Annotated in this window: 21 protein-coding genes; 18 read left to right on the forward strand and 3 right to left on the reverse strand. The window is 34.9% G+C overall.

Annotated elements, in window-relative coordinates; translation table 11 throughout:
• The first annotated feature begins 18 nt into the window (after positions 1-18).
• The 3 genes from phaC (at position 19) to QUF93_RS08790 (ending at position 3765) form a co-directional block, all read left to right on the forward strand.
• The gene (phaC, locus tag QUF93_RS08780; protein WP_002117314.1) at positions 19-1104 is read left to right on the forward strand and encodes a class III poly(R)-hydroxyalkanoic acid synthase subunit PhaC; all 1086 of its coding nucleotides are present in this window, start codon (positions 19-21) and stop codon (positions 1102-1104) included.
• 94 nt (positions 1105-1198) lie between these two features.
• A complete protein-coding gene (locus tag QUF93_RS08785; RefSeq protein WP_289358507.1) occupies positions 1199-2392 on the forward strand; it encodes an NAD(P)/FAD-dependent oxidoreductase in 1194 nt (397 codons plus the stop codon).
• 23 nt (positions 2393-2415) lie between these two features.
• Positions 2416-3765 (forward strand): TrkH family potassium uptake protein, encoded by a 1350-nt coding sequence (locus QUF93_RS08790; RefSeq protein WP_289358508.1) that lies wholly within the window; start codon positions 2416-2418, stop codon positions 3763-3765.
• 38 nt (positions 3766-3803) lie between these two features.
• Here the strand turns inward: QUF93_RS08790 and QUF93_RS08795 are convergent, their stop codons facing one another.
• Positions 3804-4187, reverse strand: coding sequence for a DUF3905 domain-containing protein (locus QUF93_RS08795; protein WP_289358509.1), 384 nt, complete (start codon positions 4185-4187; stop codon positions 3804-3806).
• A 100-nt stretch (positions 4188-4287) separates the two neighbouring features.
• Here QUF93_RS08795 and ykzP point away from each other — a divergent pair, with 100 nt between their 5' ends.
• The 11 genes from ykzP to cbpA all read left to right on the forward strand — a co-directional run bounded on the left by ykzP (position 4288) and on the right by cbpA (position 17012).
• Entirely contained in the window at positions 4288-4440 is a 153-nt protein-coding gene (gene ykzP, locus QUF93_RS08800) for a protein YkzP (protein ID WP_000240799.1), read from the forward strand.
• Between the two features lie 228 nt (positions 4441-4668).
• On the forward strand, positions 4669-5745 hold the full coding sequence (locus tag QUF93_RS08805; RefSeq protein WP_289358510.1) for a putative 2-aminoethylphosphonate ABC transporter substrate-binding protein: 1077 nt from the start codon (positions 4669-4671) through the stop codon (positions 5743-5745).
• A 15-nt stretch (positions 5746-5760) separates the two neighbouring features.
• Positions 5761-6762, forward strand: coding sequence for a putative 2-aminoethylphosphonate ABC transporter ATP-binding protein (locus QUF93_RS08810; RefSeq protein WP_289358511.1), 1002 nt, complete (start codon positions 5761-5763; stop codon positions 6760-6762).
• Positions 6763-8520, forward strand: coding sequence for a putative 2-aminoethylphosphonate ABC transporter permease subunit (locus QUF93_RS08815; RefSeq protein ID WP_289358512.1), 1758 nt, complete (start codon positions 6763-6765; stop codon positions 8518-8520).
• Between the two features lie 176 nt (positions 8521-8696).
• Positions 8697-9491 carry a phosphonoacetaldehyde hydrolase gene (gene phnX / locus QUF93_RS08820; protein WP_289375263.1) on the forward strand — a complete coding sequence of 265 codons (795 nt, stop codon included), beginning with the start codon at positions 8697-8699 and terminating at the stop codon, positions 9489-9491.
• 15 nt (positions 9492-9506) lie between these two features.
• Positions 9507-10604, forward strand: coding sequence for a 2-aminoethylphosphonate--pyruvate transaminase (phnW, locus tag QUF93_RS08825; RefSeq protein WP_289358515.1), 1098 nt, complete (start codon positions 9507-9509; stop codon positions 10602-10604).
• Positions 10601-11785: a saccharopine dehydrogenase family protein gene (locus QUF93_RS08830; protein WP_289358516.1), complete on the forward strand. Its 1185-nt coding sequence runs from the start codon at positions 10601-10603 to the stop codon at positions 11783-11785. Before phnW ends, QUF93_RS08830 begins: the two co-directional genes overlap by 4 nt.
• A 40-nt stretch (positions 11786-11825) precedes the next feature.
• Positions 11826-12608: a DeoR/GlpR family DNA-binding transcription regulator gene (locus QUF93_RS08835; RefSeq protein WP_128282247.1), complete on the forward strand. Its 783-nt coding sequence runs from the start codon at positions 11826-11828 to the stop codon at positions 12606-12608.
• A gap of 488 nt (positions 12609-13096) precedes the next feature.
• Positions 13097-15382 carry an NEAT domain-containing leucine-rich repeat protein gene (locus tag QUF93_RS08840; protein WP_289358517.1) on the forward strand — a complete coding sequence of 762 codons (2286 nt, stop codon included), beginning with the start codon at positions 13097-13099 and terminating at the stop codon, positions 15380-15382.
• A 250-nt stretch (positions 15383-15632) separates the two neighbouring features.
• Entirely contained in the window at positions 15633-16262 is a 630-nt protein-coding gene (locus tag QUF93_RS08845; RefSeq protein WP_128282249.1) for a class II aldolase/adducin family protein, read from the forward strand.
• A 126-nt stretch (positions 16263-16388) separates the two neighbouring features.
• The gene (gene cbpA / locus QUF93_RS08850) at positions 16389-17012 is read left to right on the forward strand and encodes a cyclic di-AMP binding protein CbpA (RefSeq protein WP_128282250.1); all 624 of its coding nucleotides are present in this window, start codon (positions 16389-16391) and stop codon (positions 17010-17012) included.
• Positions 17013-17079: 67 nt separating this feature from the next.
• On the opposite strand, the gene QUF93_RS08855 is transcribed toward cbpA, so the two are convergent.
• Positions 17080-17850: a divergent polysaccharide deacetylase family protein gene (locus QUF93_RS08855; RefSeq protein WP_289358518.1), complete on the reverse strand. Its 771-nt coding sequence runs from the start codon at positions 17848-17850 to the stop codon at positions 17080-17082.
• A 490-nt stretch (positions 17851-18340) separates the two neighbouring features.
• Here QUF93_RS08855 and QUF93_RS08860 point away from each other — a divergent pair, with 490 nt between their 5' ends.
• The gene (locus QUF93_RS08860) at positions 18341-18622 is read left to right on the forward strand and encodes an aspartyl-phosphate phosphatase Spo0E family protein (RefSeq protein ID WP_002117343.1); all 282 of its coding nucleotides are present in this window, start codon (positions 18341-18343) and stop codon (positions 18620-18622) included.
• A gap of 29 nt (positions 18623-18651) precedes the next feature.
• Here the strand turns inward: QUF93_RS08860 and QUF93_RS08865 are convergent, their stop codons facing one another.
• Positions 18652-20148 (reverse strand): sensor histidine kinase, encoded by a 1497-nt coding sequence (locus QUF93_RS08865; protein ID WP_289358519.1) that lies wholly within the window; start codon positions 20146-20148, stop codon positions 18652-18654.
• Between the two features lie 192 nt (positions 20149-20340).
• Here QUF93_RS08865 and QUF93_RS08870 point away from each other — a divergent pair, with 192 nt between their 5' ends.
• The 3 genes from QUF93_RS08870 to QUF93_RS08880 all read left to right on the forward strand — a co-directional run bounded on the left by QUF93_RS08870 (position 20341) and on the right by QUF93_RS08880 (position 23315).
• A complete protein-coding gene (locus QUF93_RS08870; protein WP_000203343.1) occupies positions 20341-20787 on the forward strand; it encodes a MarR family winged helix-turn-helix transcriptional regulator in 447 nt (148 codons plus the stop codon).
• A gap of 160 nt (positions 20788-20947) precedes the next feature.
• Positions 20948-22642 carry a M3 family oligoendopeptidase gene (locus QUF93_RS08875; protein WP_289358520.1) on the forward strand — a complete coding sequence of 565 codons (1695 nt, stop codon included), beginning with the start codon at positions 20948-20950 and terminating at the stop codon, positions 22640-22642.
• Positions 22643-22781: 139 nt separating this feature from the next.
• Positions 22782-23315 (forward strand): DinB family protein, encoded by a 534-nt coding sequence (locus QUF93_RS08880; protein WP_289358521.1) that lies wholly within the window; start codon positions 22782-22784, stop codon positions 23313-23315.
• Positions 23316-23395: the final 80 nt, after the last annotated feature.

Raw genomic sequence — 23395 nt, forward strand, 5'->3', positions numbered from 1 at the left:
CGAAAAGGAGATAGAAAAATGACTACATTCGTAACGGAATGGGAAAAGCAATTGGAGTTGTACCCAGAAGAATATCGCAAAGCATATCGCCGTGTGAAAAGAGCGAGCGAAGTTTTATTACGCGAACCAGAACCACAAGTTGGTTTAACACCGAAAGAGGTTATTTGGACGAAGAATAAAACGAAGCTTTATCGTTACATTCCAAAACAAGAAAAAACACAGAGAGTGCCAATCTTATTAATATACGCTCTTATTAATAAACCGTATATTATGGATTTAACTCCAGGAAATAGTTTAGTGGAATATTTAGTAGATCGTGGTTTTGATGTGTATATGCTTGATTGGGGCACATTTGGTTTAGAAGATAGTCATTTGAAGTTTGATGATTTCGTGTTCGATTATATTGCAAAAGCAGTGAAAAAAGTAATGAAAACTGCAAAATCGGACGAGATTTCTTTACTTGGTTATTGCATGGGTGGAACGTTAACATCTATTTATGCAGCACTTCATCCGGACATGCCAATTCGTAACTTGATTTTTATGACAAGTCCTTTTGATTTCTCTGAAACAGGATTATACGGTCCTTTATTAGATGAGAAATATTTCAATTTAGATAAAGCGGTTGATACATTCGGAAATATTCCGCCAGAAATGATTGACTTCGGAAACAAGATGTTAAAACCAATTACAAACTTTGTCGGTCCATATGTTGCTTTAGTAGATCGTTCAGAAAATGAGCGCTTCGTCGAAAGTTGGAAATTAGTTCAAAAGTGGGTTGGCGATGGTATTCCGTTCCCAGGCGAATCATATAGACAGTGGATTCGTGATTTTTATCAAAACAATAAATTAGTGAAGGGTGAACTCGTTATTCGCGGACAAAAGGTAAACCTTGCAAATATTAAGGCGAATGTCTTAAATATTTCTGCGAAACGTGATCATATCGCCCTGCCATGTCAAGTAGAAGCTTTACTTGATCATATTTCTAGCACAGATAAACAGTATGTATGTTTACCGACAGGACATATGTCTATTGTGTATGGTGGGACGGCTGTAAAGCAAACATATCCGACGGTTGGAAATTGGCTTGAAGAGCGTTCTAATTAAAGAGAAAAAATCCAACTAGCGTATGTTAGTTGGATTTTTTTATGGAAAATGACGAAATATAGAAAGGAGAAAATTACATGGTAGGAGTATAATTATGAAGCTTATGACTGGGAAGTTGTTTTGGAATTCTGGAGTTTCTGTACCTTGTTATCCATCGTTAGAAAATGATATGATATGTGATGTGCTCGTAATTGGAAGTGGAGAAGCAGGTGCTCATATAGCGTATTCGTTAGCGGAAATTGGAATGCGTGTTATGCTCATTGAAAAAAGAGCAATCGCATGTGGTAGCACAGCTGCAAATACAGGGTTATTACAATTTTGTCATGATAAATCGTTGACCTCTCTTATTCATACATTTGGTGAAGAGAAAGGGGTACGGGCATATAGACTTTGTTATGAAGCGCTGCGAACGATGGAGAAAGTTGTGCCAACTCTCGATATTGACCCCCACTTTATTCCGCGAAATAGTTTGTATTATGCAAGTAGAGATGAGGATATTTCATTTTTACAGGAAGAATATAATACGTTACACCATTATGGATTCCCAGTTGAATATTTTACAGAGTCTGATATTAAGAAACGTTATTCATTTAAAAAACAAGCAGCGTTATATACGCATGGTGATGCAGAAGTGAATCCATATTTATTAGCGCATAGTCTTTTGCATAAAGCGAAACAAATGGGTGCTACTATATATGAACATACAGGGGCATTACATGTTAAACAAATCCATAATGATTTAATTTGTTACACGAACACAGGAAATAAAATCGTAGCAAAGAATATTATTATGGCGACAGGTTATGAAGCAATCTCTGGAAAGAAAGAAAAAAACACAACGGTAGAAACTTCTTATGCAATTGTGACAAATAAGCTAAATCATTTTGAAGGCTGGCATGAGCAATCATTAATTTGGGAAACAGCACGGCCTTACTTATATTTTCGAACGTATCAAAACCGCATTATTGTAGGTGGATTAGATGAAGCGATGCAAATTCAAACAATCGGCGATACGAAATTATTGCATAAGCGTGATGTCCTTATTAACATTGTAAGAGAAATGTTCCCACAGTTTAATCATATACAGGCAGAGTACTATTGGGCAGCCGCATTTGGTGGTAGTCATGACGGTCTTCCTATTTTAAAAGAAGATAAAAAGATACATAATTTATATTACGCACTGCCATATGGGGGAAATGGGACCGTGTATGGAATGGTATTTGCGAAACTATTTCAGCAGTTATTTACGAATAAAGAAAGTGATGATTTTTCTTTATTTAATCGATAGAAAAAAGGTAGCGAAGTGATGGAATGAGAGATATAAAAAAGTTTTTACAAAAATTACGTCCCGTACAACTAATCGTTGTATTCTATTTACTAGCGGTAGTCGTATCGGTAAGTTTGCTTAGTTTACCATTTGTTACGAAGCCTGGCGTGAAATGGACATTTATAGATGCACTGTTTACATCTGTTAGTGCTGTAAGTGTTACAGGGCTGTCTGTTGTTACTATTTCAGATACATTTACAACGGCAGGAATTATTGTTTTAGCCCTTATTTTGCAATTAGGCGGCTTAGGAATTATGGCACTTGGTACATTCGTTTGGATTATAACGGGTAAAAAGATTGGTTTGCAAAGAAGAAGATTAATTATGGCAGACCATAACCAAGGGAATTTGGCAGGTCTTGTGGAATTGATGCGTTCTATTTTAATTGTAATTATTTCAATAGAGCTCATTGGAGCGTTACTGTTAGGTACAAGATTTTTGTTGTATTTCCCGACTTGGCAAGAAGCATATTTTCACGGTTTCTTTGCCGCTGTTAGTGCAACAACGAACGGGGGATTTGATTTAACAGGGCAATCACTTATTCCGTACAAGAAAGATTATATTGTTCAAATTATTCATATGTTTCTTATTGTTTTAGGGGCTATCGGTTTCCCTGTGTTAATGGAAGTGAAGCAATATCTTAGTAAGAGGAGAGAGCAACTGTTTCGCTTTTCGTTATTTACAAAATTGACGACAACAACATTTTTTGCGCTTGTTTTCGTTGGAACAATTATGATTTTTCTATTAGAACGAAATCATTTTTTAGTAGGAAAGTCATGGCATGAAACGGTATTTTATACATTATTCCAATCTGTAACGACGCGAAGTGGTGGACTTGCCACGATGGATATACGTGAATTGTCACAACCGACACTTTTATTTATGAGTATACTAATGTTTATTGGAGCATCTCCAAGTTCGGTTGGGGGCGGAATACGTACGACAACATTTGCGGTTAGTATATTATCGTTATATACATTTGCAAGGGGCGGGAGAACAGTCCGAGTTTTCAAGCGTCAGTTACATGAAGAGGATGTGTTGAAAGCATCTGTCGTTATGACGATGGGGATTTTATTATGTGCCACGGCGCTATTTATTTTATCCATTACGGAAAATGTACCGCTTATGAGCTTGATCGTTGAAGTTTGTTCTGCTTTCGGGACGACGGGACTATCAACAGGTATTACGCCAGATTTAACAACTGTTGGTAAACTTGTACTCATTGTACTTATGTTTATTGGACGCGTCGGTATTTTGACATTTATTTTAGCTAGTGGTGGAAGAGAACAACCACCTCGCTATAAGTATCCGAAAGAGAGAATTATTATTGGATAGTATGAAACCATTCTACCTATGTTAGGTAGAATGGTTTTTTAGTCATTAATTCCAAATTGAGGATGCATAAAACCATCATTTTTGTTATCAACTTCATTTTTTAGTAGTTCTTGATTTTCTTCTGAAATCCACCCAATATCATTTGTAGGGTGTATCCATTCTTTCCCAGACATAATGGCGGGATCTACCTCATCACTCCAATTATTAAGAGGGCTGTTTTTAGAATTATATTTACTATCACCGATAACAACGTCGTATTGATTTACAAAAGGCTGTTGCATTTGTTTTCCCGTTCCTTTAAATGATGGGAAATTCATTTGATGTGGGAGCGTTTCGTCTAAAATTGGCGATTGGATCGGTTCTTTCTCCTTCAAAGTAATCGCTCCTTTTTGTAATGGTTTGTTCGTATGTAGTATTTCCATCTATAAGCCCTTATGTACTTGTTAACACTTCCCAGTAATAATTATTTTAAGTTGTTTCAAACTAGAATAGAAAGTTATTTAGTGAGAGCAGGTGAGTATGTTGGTAAAAAGAAAAGTAAAACAAAATGCAGCAATTAATAATAATAAAACTCCGAAAGAAAGCCTACCAGATGCAGAATTTGCATTAGAGTATGAAGGAGAAAATAGTGCGAAGTATGCAAATCGTAATTCAAAAAAAGGTAAACAAAAATGAGGCGTTTTTTACAAACGCCTCATTTTTTTGTGGGATTATAAAGGTTTTTTTAATTTTTTGTAAATTTCGCGTTTGTTATTAGCAGAAAAATGCGAAAAAACATAGAAGTAGCAACGTATTACACAAAAACAAACAACAAACAAAAGATTAATGTTGGTTTAATACTGCTTTTACACTAGTTGTTTATATTTGAATTGTACATAAGATTTGTAAAAGGAGAGAGAAACAGTGAAAAAAACGATCTTTAAAGCTGTAGCAACTGGAATGGTATTTTCGTTATTAATGGGGTGTGGTGCAAAGAAAGAAGAAAGTGCTGGAGCAAAAGTGAAAGATGATAAATTATCTGGATCATTAACTGTTTACACAGCGATTGAAGAAGAGCTTGTACCAATTTATCTTGATTCTTTCAAAAAGAAATACCCAGATGTGAAGTTGAACATTGTTCGTGATTCGACAGGAGTTATTACAGCGAAATTGCTAGCTGAAGGAAAAAATACACAAGCAGATGTTGTATGGGGAACTGCAGCGTCTAGTCTATTAGCTTTAGAGAAAAAAGATATGTTAAAAGAATACTCTCCAAAAGGAGCGGATCGTGTCCTTCCACAATTTAAAGACGATAAGCAACCAGAAAAATGGGTAGGAAATACTGCATTTATGACGGGGATTGCTGTAAATAAAGAAGAATTAAAGAAGAAAAATTTACCGATGCCAGAATCATATGAAGATTTAACGAAACCAGAATATAAAGGAACACTAGTTATGCCACATCCAGCTTCTTCTGGAACAGGATTTTTAACGGTTTCTGCATGGCTACAAATTATGGGAGAAGATAAGGGCTGGGAATACATGAAGAAACTTCATGATAATATGGCAACTTATACTCATTCAGGTTCAAAACCAGCGAAATTAGCAGGTGCAGGTGAATATCCGGTTGGTGTATCAATGGTTTATAGTGCTTTGAAAGAGAAACAAAAAGGCGCACCAGTTGAAGTTGTACTGCCGAAAGAAGGATTAGGCTGGGAAGTAGAAGCGAACGCACTTATTAAGAAAGATAATGCAAAAAATGATAAATTAGCACAAGCATTTTTAGACTGGGCAATTACAGATGATGTAATGAAGTTATATTTTGAGAAAAATGGATTTGCGACAATTAAAAATGATTATAAGCTTCCAGATGGGTTCCCTAAAGATGTGACAGAAAAGCTATACAAAAAGAATGATTTCAAGTGGGCAGCAGAAAATCGTGACAAAATTTTAGAACGTTGGGAAAAAGAGTTTGGTCAAAAAGCAGAACCGAAAAAGTAAGTGGGAGAGAGAAAAATGAGCGAATATTTATCAATTCAACACATTCAGAAGCAGTTTGATGCGTTTACAGCGTTAAAAGATATATCTTTTACAGTGAAAAAAAATGAGTTTGTTTGTTTATTAGGCCCGAGTGGTTGTGGGAAAACGACGTTGCTTCGAATTTTAGCAGGGCTAGAAGAGGCAACAACAGGTAGTATAGCTGTGAATGGAACAGATATTACAGCATTACCGCCTGGAAAAAGGAACTTCGGAATGGTTTTTCAATCGTATGCATTATTTCCGAATTTAACTGCACTTGAAAACATTAAATATGGCTTAAAGACAAAAAAATATGGAAAAGCAGAAGTAAAAGAGAAAGCGCTATTGGCGTTAGAACTTGTTGATTTACTGAATGTAAAAGATAAATATCCTGCTCAAATGTCTGGTGGACAACAGCAGCGAGTAGCACTTGCACGTGCACTCGCTCTGTCTCCGGATATTTTGTTACTTGATGAGCCGTTATCTGCTTTAGATGCAAAAGTGCGTGAAAAGTTGCGTAGAGAAATGCGTGATTTGCAAGAAAAAGTGGGAGTAACAACTATTATGGTAACGCATGATCAAGAAGAGGCATTAACGATGGCTGATAAAATTGTTGTAATGAATCATGCGGAAATTATGCAGATTGGAACACCAGAGGAGATTTATCAAAGACCAGCCAATCCGTTTGTGGCAGATTTTATTGGTTCTATTAATTTCTTTTCGAAAAATAACGAAGAACATGCAATTCGTCCTGAACATGTAACAGTTGTACAAAATAATGGCATTAAAACAGTTGTAGAAAGCATGGAATTTCGCGGACCTGTATACCGGACGGAAGTGAGGGTCATAGAAGAGAAAACACACCTTTATAACGAGAAAATTGTAGTGGATATATTGGCATCGGAAGTAGAGAAAACTGCTATTAGAAAAGGAAAGCCAATTCAAATCTCTTTCTCAGAAAATCATATGTTGTCATATGGAAAGAAGGTCATTGTATAGATGGAGATGTTAGAAAACTTTAAGGTAGAAAGTACGAAAAAAAAGATTAAGAGACGTATCGGTAAAGAAGAGTGGATACAAAGACTATTAATTATTGGTATGCTCCTTTCATTTTTTATCATGCTTGTATTGCCTTTATTACAACTGTTTACACAAGCCTTTTATGACAAAGACGGAGCTTTCGTTGGTGTTGCGAATTTCAGTAAATATTTCACAACACCAACGCTAGTTCAATCATTACAAAATACGATATGGATTTCGAGCGCTACAACAATTATTTCAGTTACACTCGCTTTCGCTTACGCATATGCAATCGCTCGTACAAATGTTTTTGGAAAGCGCGTATTTCAATACGTAGCATTATTGCCATTATTTGCACCGACGATGATGCATGGTATTGCGCTTACCTATTTATTTGGTAATCAAGGGTTAATAACGAAAGGGATGTTTGGTTTATTTGAAGGAATACAAATACCGTTATATGGACCAGTAGGAATTGTAATGGCTGAAGTTATGTATACATTTCCGCAAGCATTCCTTATTTTATTAATTGCTTTTCAAGGTTCTGATTATCGTTTATATGAAGCTTCTAATATGTTAGGTGCAAGTAAAGTGAAACAGTTTCTTACGGTTACTTTACCTAGTGTGAAATATGGATTAATTAGCGCGATGTTCGTTGTATTTACACTTAGTTTTACTGATTTTGGGGCACCGAAAATTGTTGGAGGACAATATAACGTACTTGCTACTGACGTATATAAGCAAGTAATTGGACAGCAAAATATGTCCATGGGCGCAACTGTCGGAATGATTTTATTAATCCCAGCTATTTTCGCATTTGCGGTTGATCGTATTACGCAAAGAAAACAGGCGAATCTCTTATCTTCAAAAGCAGTACCTTACAGAATAATAAATAATAAGAAAAGAGATGTTATTTCATTCGTATATTGTAGCGTAGTAACGCTTATGATCATTCTTTTATTTGTGGCAGTTGGTATTGCTGCAAGTGTGAAAGTATGGCCCTACAATATGAGTTTTACACTTGAGCATTTTAATTTTTCAAGTTTGACAGGAGACGGAATTGAAGCATTTAAAAATAGTGTAATTGTCTCAGCTATTACGGCAGTTATAGGGGCGATTTTAACATTTGTGTTCGCTTATGCGATTGAAAAAATAGAACAGCTACAGTTTTTCAGAAAAGCAGGTTACTTTTTCTCTATTGTACCGTTAGCGATTCCTGGATTAGTACTTGGATTAGGATATGTCTTTTTCTTCAGTCAACCAACAATTCAAATTCTAGGACTTTCAGTAACAAATCCGTTTCACTCCTTATATGGCACAATTGCTGTTTTAGTATTAGTAAATATCATTCATTTTTACTCTGTAACGTTTGTTACCGCAACGACTGCTTTAAAGAAACTGGACCGAGAGTTTGAACTTGTTTCACAGTCGATGAGTGTACCATTTTATAAAACTTTCTTTCGGGTAACAGTACCGATGTGTTTACCAGCTATTTTAGAAATGGTTATGTACTATTTTGTAAATTCAATGGTAACTGTATCGGCAGTAGTGTTCTTATATGCGGCTGATTTTAAACTAGCTGCGGTATCAATTGTAAATATGGATGATGCAGGAAATGTAGCACCAGCAGCTGCAATGAGTGTACTTATTGTTGTTACAAATATTGTAGTGAGGGTTGTATATGAATGGGGAACGAAAGCACTTCGTAACCGAACGTCACAATGGCAAAAAAGATAAAGTGAGACTTTAATCAGTGGGGGGTTTGTTCCTCCCCCACTGATTATTAGCCTTCACCAATCGGGCGTTTACGGGCAGCCCGACTCCCACTTAACTTCTTTGCTCCAGCCGAATTTTGAGGGGGAAGTCTTACTGCCCGGCGAATAGCGAGATAAATAAGAAGGGTGATGGATAGAATGAAAATTGAAGCAGTTATTTTTGATTGGGCAGGTACAACAGTTGATTACGGTTGTTTTGCACCACTGGAAGTATTCATGAAAATTTTTCATAAACGTGGTGTTGAAATTACAGCAGAAGAAGCACGTAAGCCAATGGGATTATTAAAAATAGATCATGTAAGAGCACTAACAGAAATGCCTCGTATTGCGAATGAGTGGAAGCGTGTTTTCGGACAATTACCAACAGAAGCAGACATTCATGAGATGTATAAAGAATTTGAAGAAATTCTCTTTGCTATTTTGCCAAACTATGCCACGCCAATTGATGGGATAAGAGAAGTGATGGATTCATTACGTAAAAGAGGCATTAAAATTGGTTCAACAACTGGATATACGAGAGAAATGATGGATATTGTAGCAAAAGAAGCAGCAATACAAGGGTATAAACCCGATTTTCTTGTTACACCAAATGATGTTCTAGCAGGTCGTCCATATCCGTGGATGTGCTATAAAAATGCGATGGAACTTGGTGTGTATCCGATGAATCATATGATAAAAGTGGGAGACACGGTGTCAGATATGAAAGAGGGTAGAAATGCTGGGATGTGGACTGTTGGCGTAATTCTCGGTAGTAGTGAGCTCGGCTTAAGCGAGTGGGAAGTTGAAACTATGGATCCGGTAGAACTTCGTGAAAAGATGGAAGTAGTTCGTAATCGTTTCGTTGAAAACGGGGCTCATTTTACGATTGAAACGATGCAAGAACTCGAGAACGTAATTGAACATATCGAGAAACAAGAACTTATTATTTCATAAAAGGGGCATAGGATCATGAATGAAAATCACTACTTATTATTAACACCAGGACCATTAACGACAACAAAAACTGTAAAAGAAGTTATGTTATACGATTGGTGTACGTGGGATGCTGAATATAACACGATGGTGCAAGATATAAGAAATAGGCTTGTATCGTTAGCGACAAAGGAAGAAGAAAAGTACACAACAGTTTTAATGCAGGGAAGCGGTACGTTTTCAGTTGAAGCAGTAATTGGTTCTGTCATTCCTAAAAACGGAAAGCTGCTCGTTTGTATAAATGGTGCATACGGTAAGCGAATTGTACAAATGGCAGAGATGTTACATATAGATGTGGTGGTCAGTCAAACAGAAGAGTGGGAGCCTACTAATATTGCAGAAGTAGAAAAGATATTGCAACAAGATAAAGAGATTACACATATTGCAGTTGTTCATTGTGAAACAACAACAGGTATTATCAATCCAATTGTAGATGTATGTAAATTAGGGAAGCAATACGGAAAAGTAACACTAGTTGATGCAATGAGTAGTTTCGGTGGTATTGAAATAGATATTGCTGAGTTGCAAATTGACTTTCTAATTAGTAGTGCGAATAAATGTATTCAAGGTGTTCCCGGATTCGGATTTGTTATCGCAAATCGTGCTGAATTACTGAAGTGTAAAGGGCAAGCCCGTTCTTTATCGTTAGATTTATACGATCAATGGGAAACGATGGAAGAAAAAAATGGAAAATGGCGTTTTACGTCACCTACACATGTTGTACACGCTTTTTATCAGGCATTGCTTGAATTAGAAGAAGAAGGCGGAGTAAGAGCGCGTTACAATCGATATTATAATAATCAAAAGCTATTAGTTAATAGAATGAAAGAAATTGGTTTTCGAGCGCTAGTAGATGAGAAATATCAATCTCCTATTATTACATCTTTCATTTATCCAGAAGAGAGATTCGAGTTTCAACAGTTATATAACGAGTTAAAGCGTTATGGATTTGTTATTTACCCTGGGAAAATTTCGAAAGTAGATACGTTCCGCATTGGAAATATCGGTGATGTACATGAAGAAGATATTATTCGCTTAGTTGATAGTATTGCTAAAGGGGTTGTTATAGGGTGAAAGTATTTTGCTTAGGTGGAGCAGGTAAAATTTGTCGTGAAGCAATTTTAGATTTAGTTCAATTTTCATCTTTTGAGACGATTACGGTAGCCGATTTTAATGAAGAGGAAGGCCGAAAAGTAGTAGAGTGGTTAAATGATTCTCGTGTTGATTTTGTGAAAGTCGATGTGACAAATCATGAGGATACGGTCGCAAAAATGAAAGGCTATGACATTGTAATGGATGGTACGACGATAAAGTTAAATGGATTGTCTACTCGCTGTATTGCAGATGCCGGCTGTCACGGTGTGAACTTAAATGGATTTGGTGAAGAAAATGAATCCCACTCTAAATTTGTTCAAAACGGAAAAACATGTTTACCTGGATTTGGTATGACACCAGGTGTAACGCAAATGATGGCCATGTATGCAGCAAATCAGCTAGATACTGTAGAGTCAGTTCGAGTAAGTCATGGCTCGTATCGTCCAATTGCTTTTTCTGCATCAATTACAGAGACAACGACATATGAATATGATCCACAGTTGCCGACGCGTACAGTGTATGAGGAAGGTGAATTTAAGCAAGTACCTCCGTTTGCGCGCCCAAGAGAAAATGAATTACCAGCACCTTACGGAAAAACAATGCAGTATATAATCCCGCATTCAGAAACGATTACGTTAGCGAAGGCACTGGAGGATAAAGGTGTTGGGCTAATAGAAACGAGAGGTACTTGGCCAGAGCAAAATATGCAGCTCGTTCGTGCTTTATATGATTATGGTATATTGCGTAATGATCAAATTGAAATAAACGGTAAAGAAATTGGTATTATGGATTGTATTTCGAAGTATCTATTAAAATCGAAAGAAGGGCAAGCAACAGAGCTTTATGGTTATGCACTTCATGTAGAAGTAGTAGGTATGAAAAATAATCAAAAACAGCGACATGTCTTATACCATACACATCCGATATCTGACGGTTCTGTAGTAGGTTGGGAGAAATTAAGAGCCTATACAAGAAACGTTGGTATCCCATTTGGAATTGCTACAGAGTTAATTGCAAAAGGAGTAGTTAATAAAGTCGGTGTTATTACTCCTGAAGAAGCTTTCGAAAATCCACAAATTATTTTTGACGAACTAGAAAAGCGCGGTATTTATATTCATGAAGAGATTTCTACTTACAAAGAAAATTATAACTTTGTATAAGTAAGGCAGTTTATGAGTTAGATATAAATGGGGTGAGGCTATGTCTGTAGTAGGTGAAGAAAGAAAGAGGACAATTCTTGAGAAGGTAGAGTTTAAAGGGAAAGTAAAAGTTTCAGAATTAGCAAGAGAGTTCGCAGTATCAACAGAGACGATTCGTCGGTATTTAGAAGAATTAGATCGTGAAAAAAAATTGAAGAAAGTGTACGGTGGAGCCGTTCAACTTCCGGGAGCTGGTATAGAGGCACCGATGTTAGAACGAGAGATGCTGCATATAGAAGAGAAGAAAAGAATTGGATATAAAGCAGCAACGTTTGTGGAAGATGGAGATGTTATTGCGATTGATGATGGAAGTACACCACTTCAAATGGTGCCATATCTTGTTCATCGTAAAAATTTAACGATTGTTACGAGCTCTTTTCCAGTAGCGACACAATTAATATCTTCTATTAATAAAAAGATGTTTCACGGTGAGGTTTTATTTATTGGTGGAAAAGTATCTCCAAAACATTCACGTGTGTCGGGGTCTATTTCGCAGCAAGTAATTCATCAATTCCATTTTCATAAAGCATTCGTTTCGATTGATGGATTGTTACCTAGCTTTGGAGTTTCCAGCTTTGAATTAGAAAAAGCGAAACTGTCAGAAGCGATGATTAAATTATCGGAGAAAACGTATATTTTATGTGATCATACAAAGATAGGCGTAAAAGGGAACTACCGAATAGCAGGATTTTCTCGTATTCAACATGTTATTTGTGATAAGAAAATGCCATATAGTTTTGAAGAAGAAGTTAAAAAGCATAATATTCAATGGACAGTTTGCTAGTAAGCGGCGGGAGGTTCCATCTCCCGTTAATTATTAGTAAGGACTAGCGACTCAAGCTTTTATGCATAGTTGGACTTACTTAACAAAAATTTTGATATGCTCTCGAATAGTGAGAGAAAAGATTTGCATTTGTGCAAAAATTGGACACATTTTCTCATTTCCTTCATATAATTTACCAATAGAAAAAAAGTTGGCTGGAGGAAAGAGGGGACGGGAATGTCGGAACGGGTATATAATAAGCTTTTATTGTACGCGAATGTTTTGCAAAAACTCGGTGTTATTAATGAAAAAGAAAAAAGTGAAATCCTTCATACGATAGGTAAAAAAGCCCTTTGAATAAAGGGTTTTTTTATTTTTTATCGTCGAAAATATAATTTTAATGTAATATTCCCGTTGACAATGATAATGAGATTCATTATCATTTAATTGTAGGTAATTGATAAAAGTTATCAATTATTAAAAATTATATAAGACAAGGGGATATTATTTTGAAAAAAAATTATATTAAGGCGTTAGTAGTAGCAACAACATTAGCTATTCCATTTGCTGCATACTCTACTCCAGCATTAGCAGCAATAAAAATTGAAGCAAACCAGTCGGTAGCAGCAGCGAGTGATCGTACGTATGATACTGAGATTAAAATATATAAGGATCAAAAAGATGAGCCATCTATGGTTTCTCAATACATAAAAAATCCTAAAGTAGCGGTTGAAGACGGGAAAAAAATTGTTACTGTAACCGTACAAGATAGCGATTATTTTCAATATCTTAGAATAGAAGATAGAAACCAACCTGGTGTATTTCATGATGTGAAAGTTTTGTCAGAAGATAAGAGAAAAAATGGAACGAAAGTAGTTCAATTTGAAATTGGTGAATTTGAGAAGAAGCATAATATGCAAATGCATATACTTATTCCGGCTATTGGATATGATCACAAATATCAAGTTCAATTTGAAATTAAAGATCCAACTTTAGGCGACAAAGAAACAGGGAAACCAGATGATGATTCTAATTCAGGCAATACGGAAACGGATACTCCAGTTGATAGTCAAAACATGATAACAGATAAGAAACTAAGAGAACTCGTTAACAAAAAAGTATTTAATAGAAAAGATTTAAATACCCCAATTACGAAAGAAGAGTTATTACAAGTAAATGACTTGTTTTTAAATACGAATGAGATTCTTGATTATAGTGCATTAAAATATATGCCAAATTTAAAATCTTTAACAGTTGCGAATGCGAAGATAAAAGATCCGTCGTTCTTTGCGAACCTAAAGCAATTAAACCATTTAGCTTTGCGTGGTAATGAATTTGTAGATGTAACCCCACTTGTGAAGATGGATAATTTAGAATCTCTTGATTTAAGTAATAATAAAATTACGAACGTTGCACCACTAACGGAAATGAAAAATGTAACAAGTTTATTTTTAGCAGGAAATCAAATTGAGGATGTAGCACCATTAGCGAAAATGGAACAATTAGATTACTTGAATGTGGCAAACAATAAAATTACAAACGTTGCTCCGTTAAGTAAGTTGAAAAATGTAACATACTTATCTTTAGCAGGAAATCAAATTGAAGATATTACACCACTTTATACGTTACCGTTAAAAGATTTAGTATTAACGCGTAATAAAGTTAAAGATTTATCAGGAATTGATCAATTGAATCAATTACAAGAATTATGGATTGGGAAAAATGAAATAAAAGATGTTACTCCTCTAAGTAAGATGACACAATTGAAAGTTTTAAACTTACCTAACAATGAGTTAAAGGATATTACTCCATTATCAAGTCTAGTAAACTTACAAAAACTTGATTTAGAAGCAAATTATATTTCAGACTTAACACCAGTTAGCAATTTGAAAAATTTAGTATTTCTAAGTTTTGTTGCAAATGAAATTCGCGATGTTAGACCAGTTGTAGAACTAAGTAAAACAGCTTACATTAATGTTCAAAATCAAAAAGTATTTTTAGAGGAGACAGAAGTAAATAAAGAAGTGAAAGTACCTGTATACGAAAAAGATGGTAAAATCTCTACGAAAATTCGTTTGAAGAGCGAAGATGGTACGTATAGTAACGATGCAGTTAAGTGGAGTACACCAGGTGAAAAAGTATATGAATTTGGTGTGAAAGACCCATTTGCAGATACAGGCATTTTCTTCACTGGTTCTGTGATTCAAAATGTGGTAGAAAGTAAAGAGGACAATACTTCTAAAGAAGACGAGGAAATAGAAGCAGTAATAGAATTTAAAGATGTGCCGAAAGGACATTGGTCAGAAGCAGCAATTAATTATTTAGCGAAAGAAAATATTTTCAAAGGATATGGAAATGGGCAATTTGGATTTGGTGATAATATTACCCGTGGACAAGTTGCGTCTTTAGTACAAAGGTATTTGAAACTAGAAAATAAAGCAAATCAGAAAGAGCTGTTTACAGACACGAAAGGGCATATGTTTGAAAAAGATATTGATACAGTTGCACAAGTGGGAATTATGCAAGGAGATGGTACTGGGAAGTTTCGTCCGGATGGCGTGTTAACTCGATACGAAATGTCTGTAGTATTACACAAAGTATTTCAGTTAAAAGAAGATGAAAATAACCAAGTGAACTTTAAAGATGTACCAACTGGTCATTGGGCAGGAGGATATGTGAAAGCTTTAGCGGATAATAATATATCAAAAGGTGATGGGAAAGGGAATTATTTAGGCGAGGATTTCGTAACACGTGAACAATATGCACAGTTTTTATATAACGCAATAATTAAATAATAAATGAGGAAAATACGTTATTCTTTAATAGGAAGGATAACGTATTTTTTTATATGTATAAAATTATGTAAGAAATAGACGGGAGTGTGTATATGTGAGTTACTTATTTTTACGAGGAGTGATGAAACCATATTGACAAAAAGGCATTCTCATGTGATAATTCAATTAAATTTTTAGAATAATCAAAAAATAATCCTTTTACATAAAAAGGATTTGAAAATTATATTAATATTACGCCGGGGGTGACGAAATGTTATTTTTTCTGAAGAAATGGAATGAATTAAAAGATGTGAAAGCAGAATTGGCACTTCGCGATTGGTTTTATGGTACAAAAATTAGTTTATCGATGTGTACGTCAAAAGAACCATTAACATTTTTAGTGAATGTAGAGGGAAGAGATAAAGGGTTATTTTCGGAAGAAGATTTTATCGTTGTAAATTGCATGTGTGAGCCGGTATTTGAAAATGAAGGGAAGCCAGCGTCAGAGTCATTTATGCATGCAGATATTTATAAAAAAAGCAGTGCAGAATGTATTTTACAAGTACAGACTGTAGATAGTCATTTAATGTCTGAGTTATATGGGAAAGAAGGAGAAGTAACATTCGAAAAGCGCAGCGTGGAACGTGTTTTTGGAAAAGAAGGTATTACAGAAATGACAATTCCAATTGTGGAAGATGAAAAGAAATTCGCTGATTTATTAGAAAGTAATGTTCCAAATTTTATTGAAGGCGGAGGAGTAGTTCTTGTTCATAATTACGGAATGATTGTGTGGGGGAAAACGCCAGAAGAAGCGAAAAAATGGTTGGAAGGTATAGAATATTTAATGAACTATCACGTAAAGCTTTTAATGATAAAAGGGGCAAAGAGCTCTGTTATATAAAAATGTATTCACAGTGGTTACCATTCCACAAAGAAATGAAAGCGTTTTAAAAATAATTTTACTCATAAAATATAGGTCTCCTTATTATATATAGATTACATGTTGACATGTAAGGAGGAACATATTTTGCGAGTTAAATATCATTTTCTGCCGAAACAGCAGGTGACCTTTTGCAAAACGAATGATTCTGGTGAACAGGCGTTGCAAATTATGAATGAAAAGGGATTTCGAGCAATCCCTGTATTAGCAGAAGATGAGAAGAAATTCACAGGGATTATTTATAAAGTAGACCTTTTAGAAAAGAAGTGTAATAGCGGATTAGAGCATGTAATTACGAAAGATATGCAGGAAGATCCATATGCGCTTATTTTTGAAAAGGATTCTTTTTTTAGAGCTTTTTACGTTATTCGTCGTCTCCCGTTTTTAGCGGTTTTAAATGAGTATAATGAATTTGTCGGCATTTTAACACATTCTAATGTATTTGATGTTATTGAGGATTCGTTTGGTATGCGGACGGGTGGTTATATATTAACAATTGCAACACAAGATTGTAAGGGAACAATTAAAGAGCTTGGGACATTATTAAAAGCATATAATATCGGTGGACTGTTTACGCTCGATAACGGTGATCAATATATTCGCCGTGTTATCGTAAATATATCGGATGAGTTAAATGAAAAAAAATTAAAGCAGTTAATTGAAAAGATAGAGAAAAAGGGATTCAGGGTGAGTCATGTAGATTATATTTAAGTTGAAAAGGAAAGGTACCTATCTGCTATATGTAGATAGGTACCTTTTTTAGTTCGAGAAATGAATCTTATTTTGAAACAGAAGGTGGAGACAATGCTAAATCAGATAAAAAAATAAAGTCTGCATGCTCACGAATTTTAGGAATAGAAGTTTCTATAACACGTGATGTAATTTCACCTGGAGGCCCAACATGTCCGATAGCTACCATAATGGGTTTGTCTTGGATTTTTTTAATGAGTAATTGTGCTTGTTTTGAAATGTGATTTACCGTATATACATCATCAAAAAATAATTGGTTTTCAACAATAGGCACGCCTAATTCTTTACCGATTTTTGGGACAACACTATTAGGGTTTGTTTTACTATCTAAATAAAATAAACCGTGTTTTTTACAGGCAGAAAGTATAAGACGTACAATCCTTTCATCAGCGGTTACTTTTGATCCCATATGATTGTTCATCCCTATTGCATGAGGTATTTCTTGAATTGCTTGTTCGAGTCGGTTGTTTATTTCTTCATCGCTTAAATCTGTTGTAATCGCTTTTGGTCCAAGCCACTCTTTTTTTCCTCTAATTGGTTCCATTGGCATATGTATAATAACTTCATGCCCTTTTTTATGAGCAGCTATTGCATCTTGCTTAGTAGAAGGAAGAAATGGCATAACAGCAACAGTGAGTGGAATAGGAAGTGATAACATCTTATCTGTGCCTTTCATATTATTGCCGAAATCATCAATGACAATAGCTACTTTATTCGTATGAGCATTTGCTTGAATAGGAAATAGGAAAAAGGGTATGAACAGGGTGAAGACGAGAAATGTAATAGTATATTTGCGCATATAAATATTTCCTTTCTATTTTATCCCGCTATTTGCAGGCAGTAAGACTCCTACCTCAAAAATTCGGCTGGAGCGAAGATGTTAGGTGGGAGATCCACTGCCCGTAAACGCCCGATTGGTGAGGGATAATAATCAGTGGGGGATGAACAAAACCCCACTGATTAAAGTTTTACTTTATCAATCATCATTATGTTTTGCGTTTTTATATAAATTAAACAAAAAATGTCGAAGAAAAGTACATTAAAAATGGAGAACCCACTGTTTACTGAGTATTTACAAAAAAGAAGATGAAAAAAATGTCTATTATTGCGAATGTATTTACAAAGATAGAATAATTTGTAATAATTCTCAAAGTGAGGGTAAAGATTTGTAAATTTCAGGGGGAAAATGTTAAATTTTCTGATTCTTCAAATTCAAATAGGATTAAGTGTTTAAAGGGCTAAAATAGAAGAGACGTTGAGAGTATGGAAGAAAAATAAGGGGGATATGGATGTTTACTGTAAAAAGGAAGTACACATTAGAAAAGCTTTCGCATGATATTCATATGAAACGTGAAGAAATGATTCATTTAGGATTAACAAGTGGGTTAAATAGCATGGAGACAATTCAAGTTAGTCAAGAATTGGACAAGCTTATATTACAGTATCAGCGTTATAAAGAAAAACAAACACCGAAATGGTTTTCAATTATAAAGGTTCCTATTTTTCAAATTGGATATGAAGGGAAATCGAGTAATTTTTGGAGAATGTTTGTGGCTGGTTTTATGAAATAAGTATAATTACCCTTTTAGGACAAGGATAATTATACTATGTGTAATGGAATCTCTATATGAACTGTCGTTCCTTTGTTTTCTTTACTATCAATAAATATATGCCCGTTGTACATCTCTACAATTCGTTTACATATGACAAGCCCAAGACCTGTTCCAGTATCTTTATTAGTAAAGAACGGATGAAAGAGGTGTTTTTGAATATGTTTTGGAATCCCTTTTCCAGTATCAGTAATTTGCAATTGTGCGTGTTTTTCGTTGTTTGTTACTACAATGGTTAATGTATCACCAGAAGCCATAGCTTCAATTGCATTTTTTGTAATGTTTAAAACCACTTGTTTCATATGGTCTTTTGAGAAACGTATATGAACAGGGTGGTCTGGCAAATGTAAATGAAATACAATGTTATGTAGATTCGCTTCAGATTGGATAATTAATGCTACCTCATTAAGAATCGTTCTTACATCATATGTTTGTTCAATGATGGCAGTTGGCTTTCCAAGAATAAGAAATTCGCTTACAATTTCATTAATCCGTTCTATTTCTTGTTCGATTATGGAAAAGTAGAACTGATCCTGTTCATCTTTATATTTCTCTTTTAACAGAGCAACGAGTCCTTTAATTCCAGTAAGAGGGTTACGGATTTCATGGGCTGTACTAGCTGCAAAAGTTCCAACCAATTCAATTTTTTGCAGTTCATTTTGTTGTCTTTCTAGTTTTGTTTGACGTTTTAATAACATATATTGAGCAAGTAAAAATAAAATAGACATTAAAAATAAAGTAGCTATACACTCTATTGCAACTAACTGGTATAAAGTTTGTTGATGAATAGGTAACGGAGAAACAGAGACTTTCCAATTTAATTTTTGGAGTGGGGTAGTAAGCATCTTAGAATGACCATTGCTTGTTTTGTTATTATCATCGGTTAGAAAAATTACACCATGTTTATCAGTCACTTCGAAATGATATTGTGGTTTAATAGCATTTAAAGAGGCTGAAATGTAGTCAAAGCGTAAACTTGCTAATAATAAGCCTGAGAGTTCCTGTTGCCTATTAAATATTGGAGAGGCAATCATAATAGCTTGATGTCCAAGAACGCGATCTGTAATAACTGATGATACAGTTGTTTTCTTAGATTGTAATGCATCTTGAATGTACTGGCGATCAGAGACATCAACATACGTTGATTCACCTTGGGATGCGATTGTAATTATCCCATCTGTCGTAGCATAATATAGACCAGAAAAACGTACATCATTTCCATCTGTATCGTGTACAATTTGTTTAATCCCATTGATGTTCCCTGTTTCGGTCCCTACTACTTTCGCGAGCATTTCTAAGGCGGAAATAGCTTCACCAAGGTGATGGTCTAAATAGTCTCTATATAAAAAGAGAACGGTGTGAGCAGACAGTTTGTTTTCTTGTTTCATTTGATAAGTGTGATACGAATAAAATGTAGCGCCAATCCCTATCGTTGGCAGTATAACAAGCAGTATGTAAAGAACTATGCTTTTAAATTTGACTTTCAAATTTGGTACTCCTTCTTTTTTATTATCATTATATATAAACTATGTTAAAATTGTCATGTTTTTATTCAAGAATTATTCGTATTACATGAGGGAAAAGAAAAGGGATGAGTGAGTGCTCATTCGGAATTTTCAATGAAGTGCGAAGTTGTTTTTCTTTTGTTGTGGAGAATTTAAGTGAAGGGTTGAAATGGTATGACATCAAATAATGAGCGAGAAGACATTTCTCAATCTTTAAAAGTATTTATTGCATTATCTCGTGTACATCGTTCTGTTATGGATACTACAAATAAATCCATACAAAGTAACGGATTAAATCCAACTGAGTTTGCTGTATTAGAATTACTATATCATAAAGGAGGCCAACCACTTCAGCAAATTGGTGAGCGTATTTTAATAGCTAGTGGCAGCATTACATACGTTGTAGATAAGTTAGAGAAAAAAGGGCTTGTAAAACGAATTCCATGTCCAAATGACAGGCGTGTTATTTATGCGCAATTAACGGAGTCTGGAGAGAGCTTTATTGCTTCTATTTTTCCAGGTCATGAGCAAGTTATACATCAGTCTTTTGAAATGTTAACGAAGGATGAGAAGGATGAATTACTTGATCTATTGAAAAAAATTGGAAAGTATGAAAAATGATGCTATGTTCCAAAGGAGCTTTGGATAAAGAAATCCAAGGCTTTTTTGTGTGCATGTATTCATGACATCATCTACCGCATTTTGCTGAAGAATAAGAGGAGATTTGTAAGTAAGCATTGAATTATAGTAATGATGCATATAATGGAGAGGGGGCTCGTTCATGTCATTTAAAGACTATGAATATAAACGGCCAAATATTGAAGAATTAAAAGAGAAGTTTACTGTTGCTTTAGAAAAGTTCGATAAGGCAAAAACGGTTGAAGAACAAAAACAAGTAATTAATTCAATTAATGAAATTCGTAATGATTTTGGTACAATGGGGAACCTTTGTTACATACGCCATTCTGTTGATACGACAGATGCTTTTTACAAGGAAGAGCAAGATTTCTTTGATGAATACTCTCCAGTTGTACAAGGCTATGGAACAAAATATTATAAGGCGTTAATTAATTCTCCATTTCGTGAAGAATTAGAAGCGTATTATGGAAAGCAATTATTTGCTCTAGCAGAATGCGATTTAAAAACATATTCAGATGAAGTTGTGAAAGATTTACAATTAGAGAATAAATTATCTTCACAATATACACAGTTATTAGCATCTGCAAAAATTGACTTTGCAGGAGAAGAAAGAACGTTATCGCAACTTATTCCATTTATGCAAGGAAAAGAAAGAAATGAACGTAAAGTAGCAAGTGAAGCATACTACGGATTTTTAGCTGAGAACGAGGAAGAACTAGATCGTATTTATGATGAGCTTGTTAAAGTGAGAACAAACATCGCAAAATCTTTAGGTTTCAAAAACTTTGTTGAACTTGGATATGCAAGAATGTATCGTACAGATTATAATGCAGAGATGGTGGCGAATTATCGTCAGCAAGTACTTGATTATATCGTTCCCGTTACAACGGAATTAAGAAAGAGACAACAAGCACGTATCGGTGTAGAGAAGTTAGCATATTACGATGAAAACTTTGAGTTTGCTACAGGTAATCCAACTCCAAAAGGAGATGCGGATTGGATTGTTAATCATGGGAAAACGATGTATAAAGAGTTATCGGCTGAAACAGATGAGTTTTTCAATTTTATGCTAGATAATGATTTATTAGATTTAGTTGCAAAAAAAGGAAAAGCTGGCGGTGGATATTGTACATATATCGAGAATTATAAAGCACCATTTATTTTCTCAAACTTTAATGGAACATCCGGTGACATTGACGTATTAACACATGAAGCGGGTCATGCTTTCCAAGTATATGAAAGTCGTAAATTTGAAATTCCAGAATATAATTGGCCAACATATGAAGCGTGTGAAATCCACTCTATGAGTATGGAATTCTTTACATGGCCATGGATGAAGTCGTTCTTTGAAGAAGATGCAGAAAAGTATTACTTCTCTCACTTAAGTTCAGCACTTCTGTTTTTACCTTATGGTGTATCTGTTGATGAATATCAACATTATGTATATGAAAATCCTGAAGCATCACCCGAAGAGCGTAAGGCAGCATGGCGTAACATAGAGAAGAAGTATTTACCGCATCGTGATTATGAAGATAATGATTATTTAGAGCGTGGTGGTTTCTGGCAACGTCAAGGTCATATTTATAGTTCACCTTTCTATTACATTGATTACACGCTTGCTCAAATTTGTGCACTACAATTTTGGAAACGTGCAAGAGATAATAGACAAGAGGCGTGGGAAGATTATGTGAACCTTTGTCAACAAGGGGGAAGTAAATCGTTCTTGGAATTAGTAGAAGTTGCAAATTTAACATCGCCATTTGCTGAAGGCTGTGTGAAAAGTGTTATTACAGAAATTGAAGCATGGTTACATGCGATTGACGACACAAAATTGTAAAAAACATGCGCTTTTTTTCACATGTTTAACATCGACATAATGGGAAAATGATGCGATAATAAAAGAAAATTCAGAATTATTAAAGGGGTGTTTCGAATGAGGAACACCTCTTTTCAACAACAAAAAGGGGGAAAGAAATATGCTCCAATCTAATATGGATGTGAGTTTAGAAAGTTTGGTGAACTCATTACAGTTTACTCGAAGCACGCTATTATCAGAAATTGAAATGTTAAATGACACAGAAGTGAATGTAAAGCCACGCCGTGATAAATGGAGTATTATTCAAATTTTACATCACTTGCATTTAGTAGAACAATCGGTGACATCTGCCCTTGTATATGCTTTACAAAAAAAAGAAAGAAAACTGACTCCATTTAAAGACCTCCAACTTACGCTTGATCGCACATATAAACGAGAAGCTCCTCAGCAAATGCAACCAACAGAAACTTTAATGAAAAAACAACAAGGAATTCAATTACTAGAACATTCACGACAAGAACTATTCCATGCGCTTCATAGTGTGATAGATGAAAAAGAATTATTTGAAAATGGATTAAAACATCCTATTTTTAATGATTTGAATTTATATCAATGGGTTCAATTTCTTGATTTGCATGAACAAAGACATCTTACGCAGTTAAAAGAGGCGAAACATGCAATACTACAACGGTAAGATGAGAGGGGCGGGGGATCTTCCTGCTTCTTTTTTGTGCGCAGCTCACTTCAAAAGCCGGTGAATGTATGGTAAATAAT

Source organism: Bacillus hominis, assembly GCF_030348325.1.
GTDB lineage: Bacteria > Bacillota > Bacilli > Bacillales > Bacillaceae_G > Bacillus_A > Bacillus_A hominis.

Bases quoted from the DNA above. Each gene is read 5' to 3' on its own strand.
- phaC (WP_002117314.1), top strand. From the start codon at position 19: ATGACTACATTCGTAACGGAATGGGAAAAGCAATTGGAGTTGTACCCA.
- QUF93_RS08785 (WP_289358507.1), top strand. From the start codon at position 1,199: ATGAAGCTTATGACTGGGAAGTTGTTTTGGAATTCTGGAGTTTCTGTA.
- QUF93_RS08790 (WP_289358508.1), top strand. From the start codon at position 2,416: ATGAGAGATATAAAAAAGTTTTTACAAAAATTACGTCCCGTACAACTA.
- QUF93_RS08795 (WP_289358509.1), bottom strand. From the start codon at position 4,187: ATGGAAATACTACATACGAACAAACCATTACAAAAAGGAGCGATTACT.
- QUF93_RS08810 (WP_289358511.1), top strand. From the start codon at position 5,761: ATGAGCGAATATTTATCAATTCAACACATTCAGAAGCAGTTTGATGCG.
- QUF93_RS08815 (WP_289358512.1), top strand. From the start codon at position 6,763: ATGGAGATGTTAGAAAACTTTAAGGTAGAAAGTACGAAAAAAAAGATT.
- phnX (WP_289375263.1), top strand. From the start codon at position 8,697: ATGAAAATTGAAGCAGTTATTTTTGATTGGGCAGGTACAACAGTTGAT.
- phnW (WP_289358515.1), top strand. From the start codon at position 9,507: ATGAATGAAAATCACTACTTATTATTAACACCAGGACCATTAACGACA.
- QUF93_RS08835 (WP_128282247.1), top strand. From the start codon at position 11,826: ATGTCTGTAGTAGGTGAAGAAAGAAAGAGGACAATTCTTGAGAAGGTA.
- QUF93_RS08845 (WP_128282249.1), top strand. From the start codon at position 15,633: ATGTTATTTTTTCTGAAGAAATGGAATGAATTAAAAGATGTGAAAGCA.
- QUF93_RS08855 (WP_289358518.1), bottom strand. From the start codon at position 17,850: ATGCGCAAATATACTATTACATTTCTCGTCTTCACCCTGTTCATACCC.
- QUF93_RS08860 (WP_002117343.1), top strand. From the start codon at position 18,341: ATGTTTACTGTAAAAAGGAAGTACACATTAGAAAAGCTTTCGCATGAT.
- QUF93_RS08870 (WP_000203343.1), top strand. From the start codon at position 20,341: ATGACATCAAATAATGAGCGAGAAGACATTTCTCAATCTTTAAAAGTA.
- QUF93_RS08875 (WP_289358520.1), top strand. From the start codon at position 20,948: ATGTCATTTAAAGACTATGAATATAAACGGCCAAATATTGAAGAATTA.
- QUF93_RS08880 (WP_289358521.1), top strand. From the start codon at position 22,782: ATGCTCCAATCTAATATGGATGTGAGTTTAGAAAGTTTGGTGAACTCA.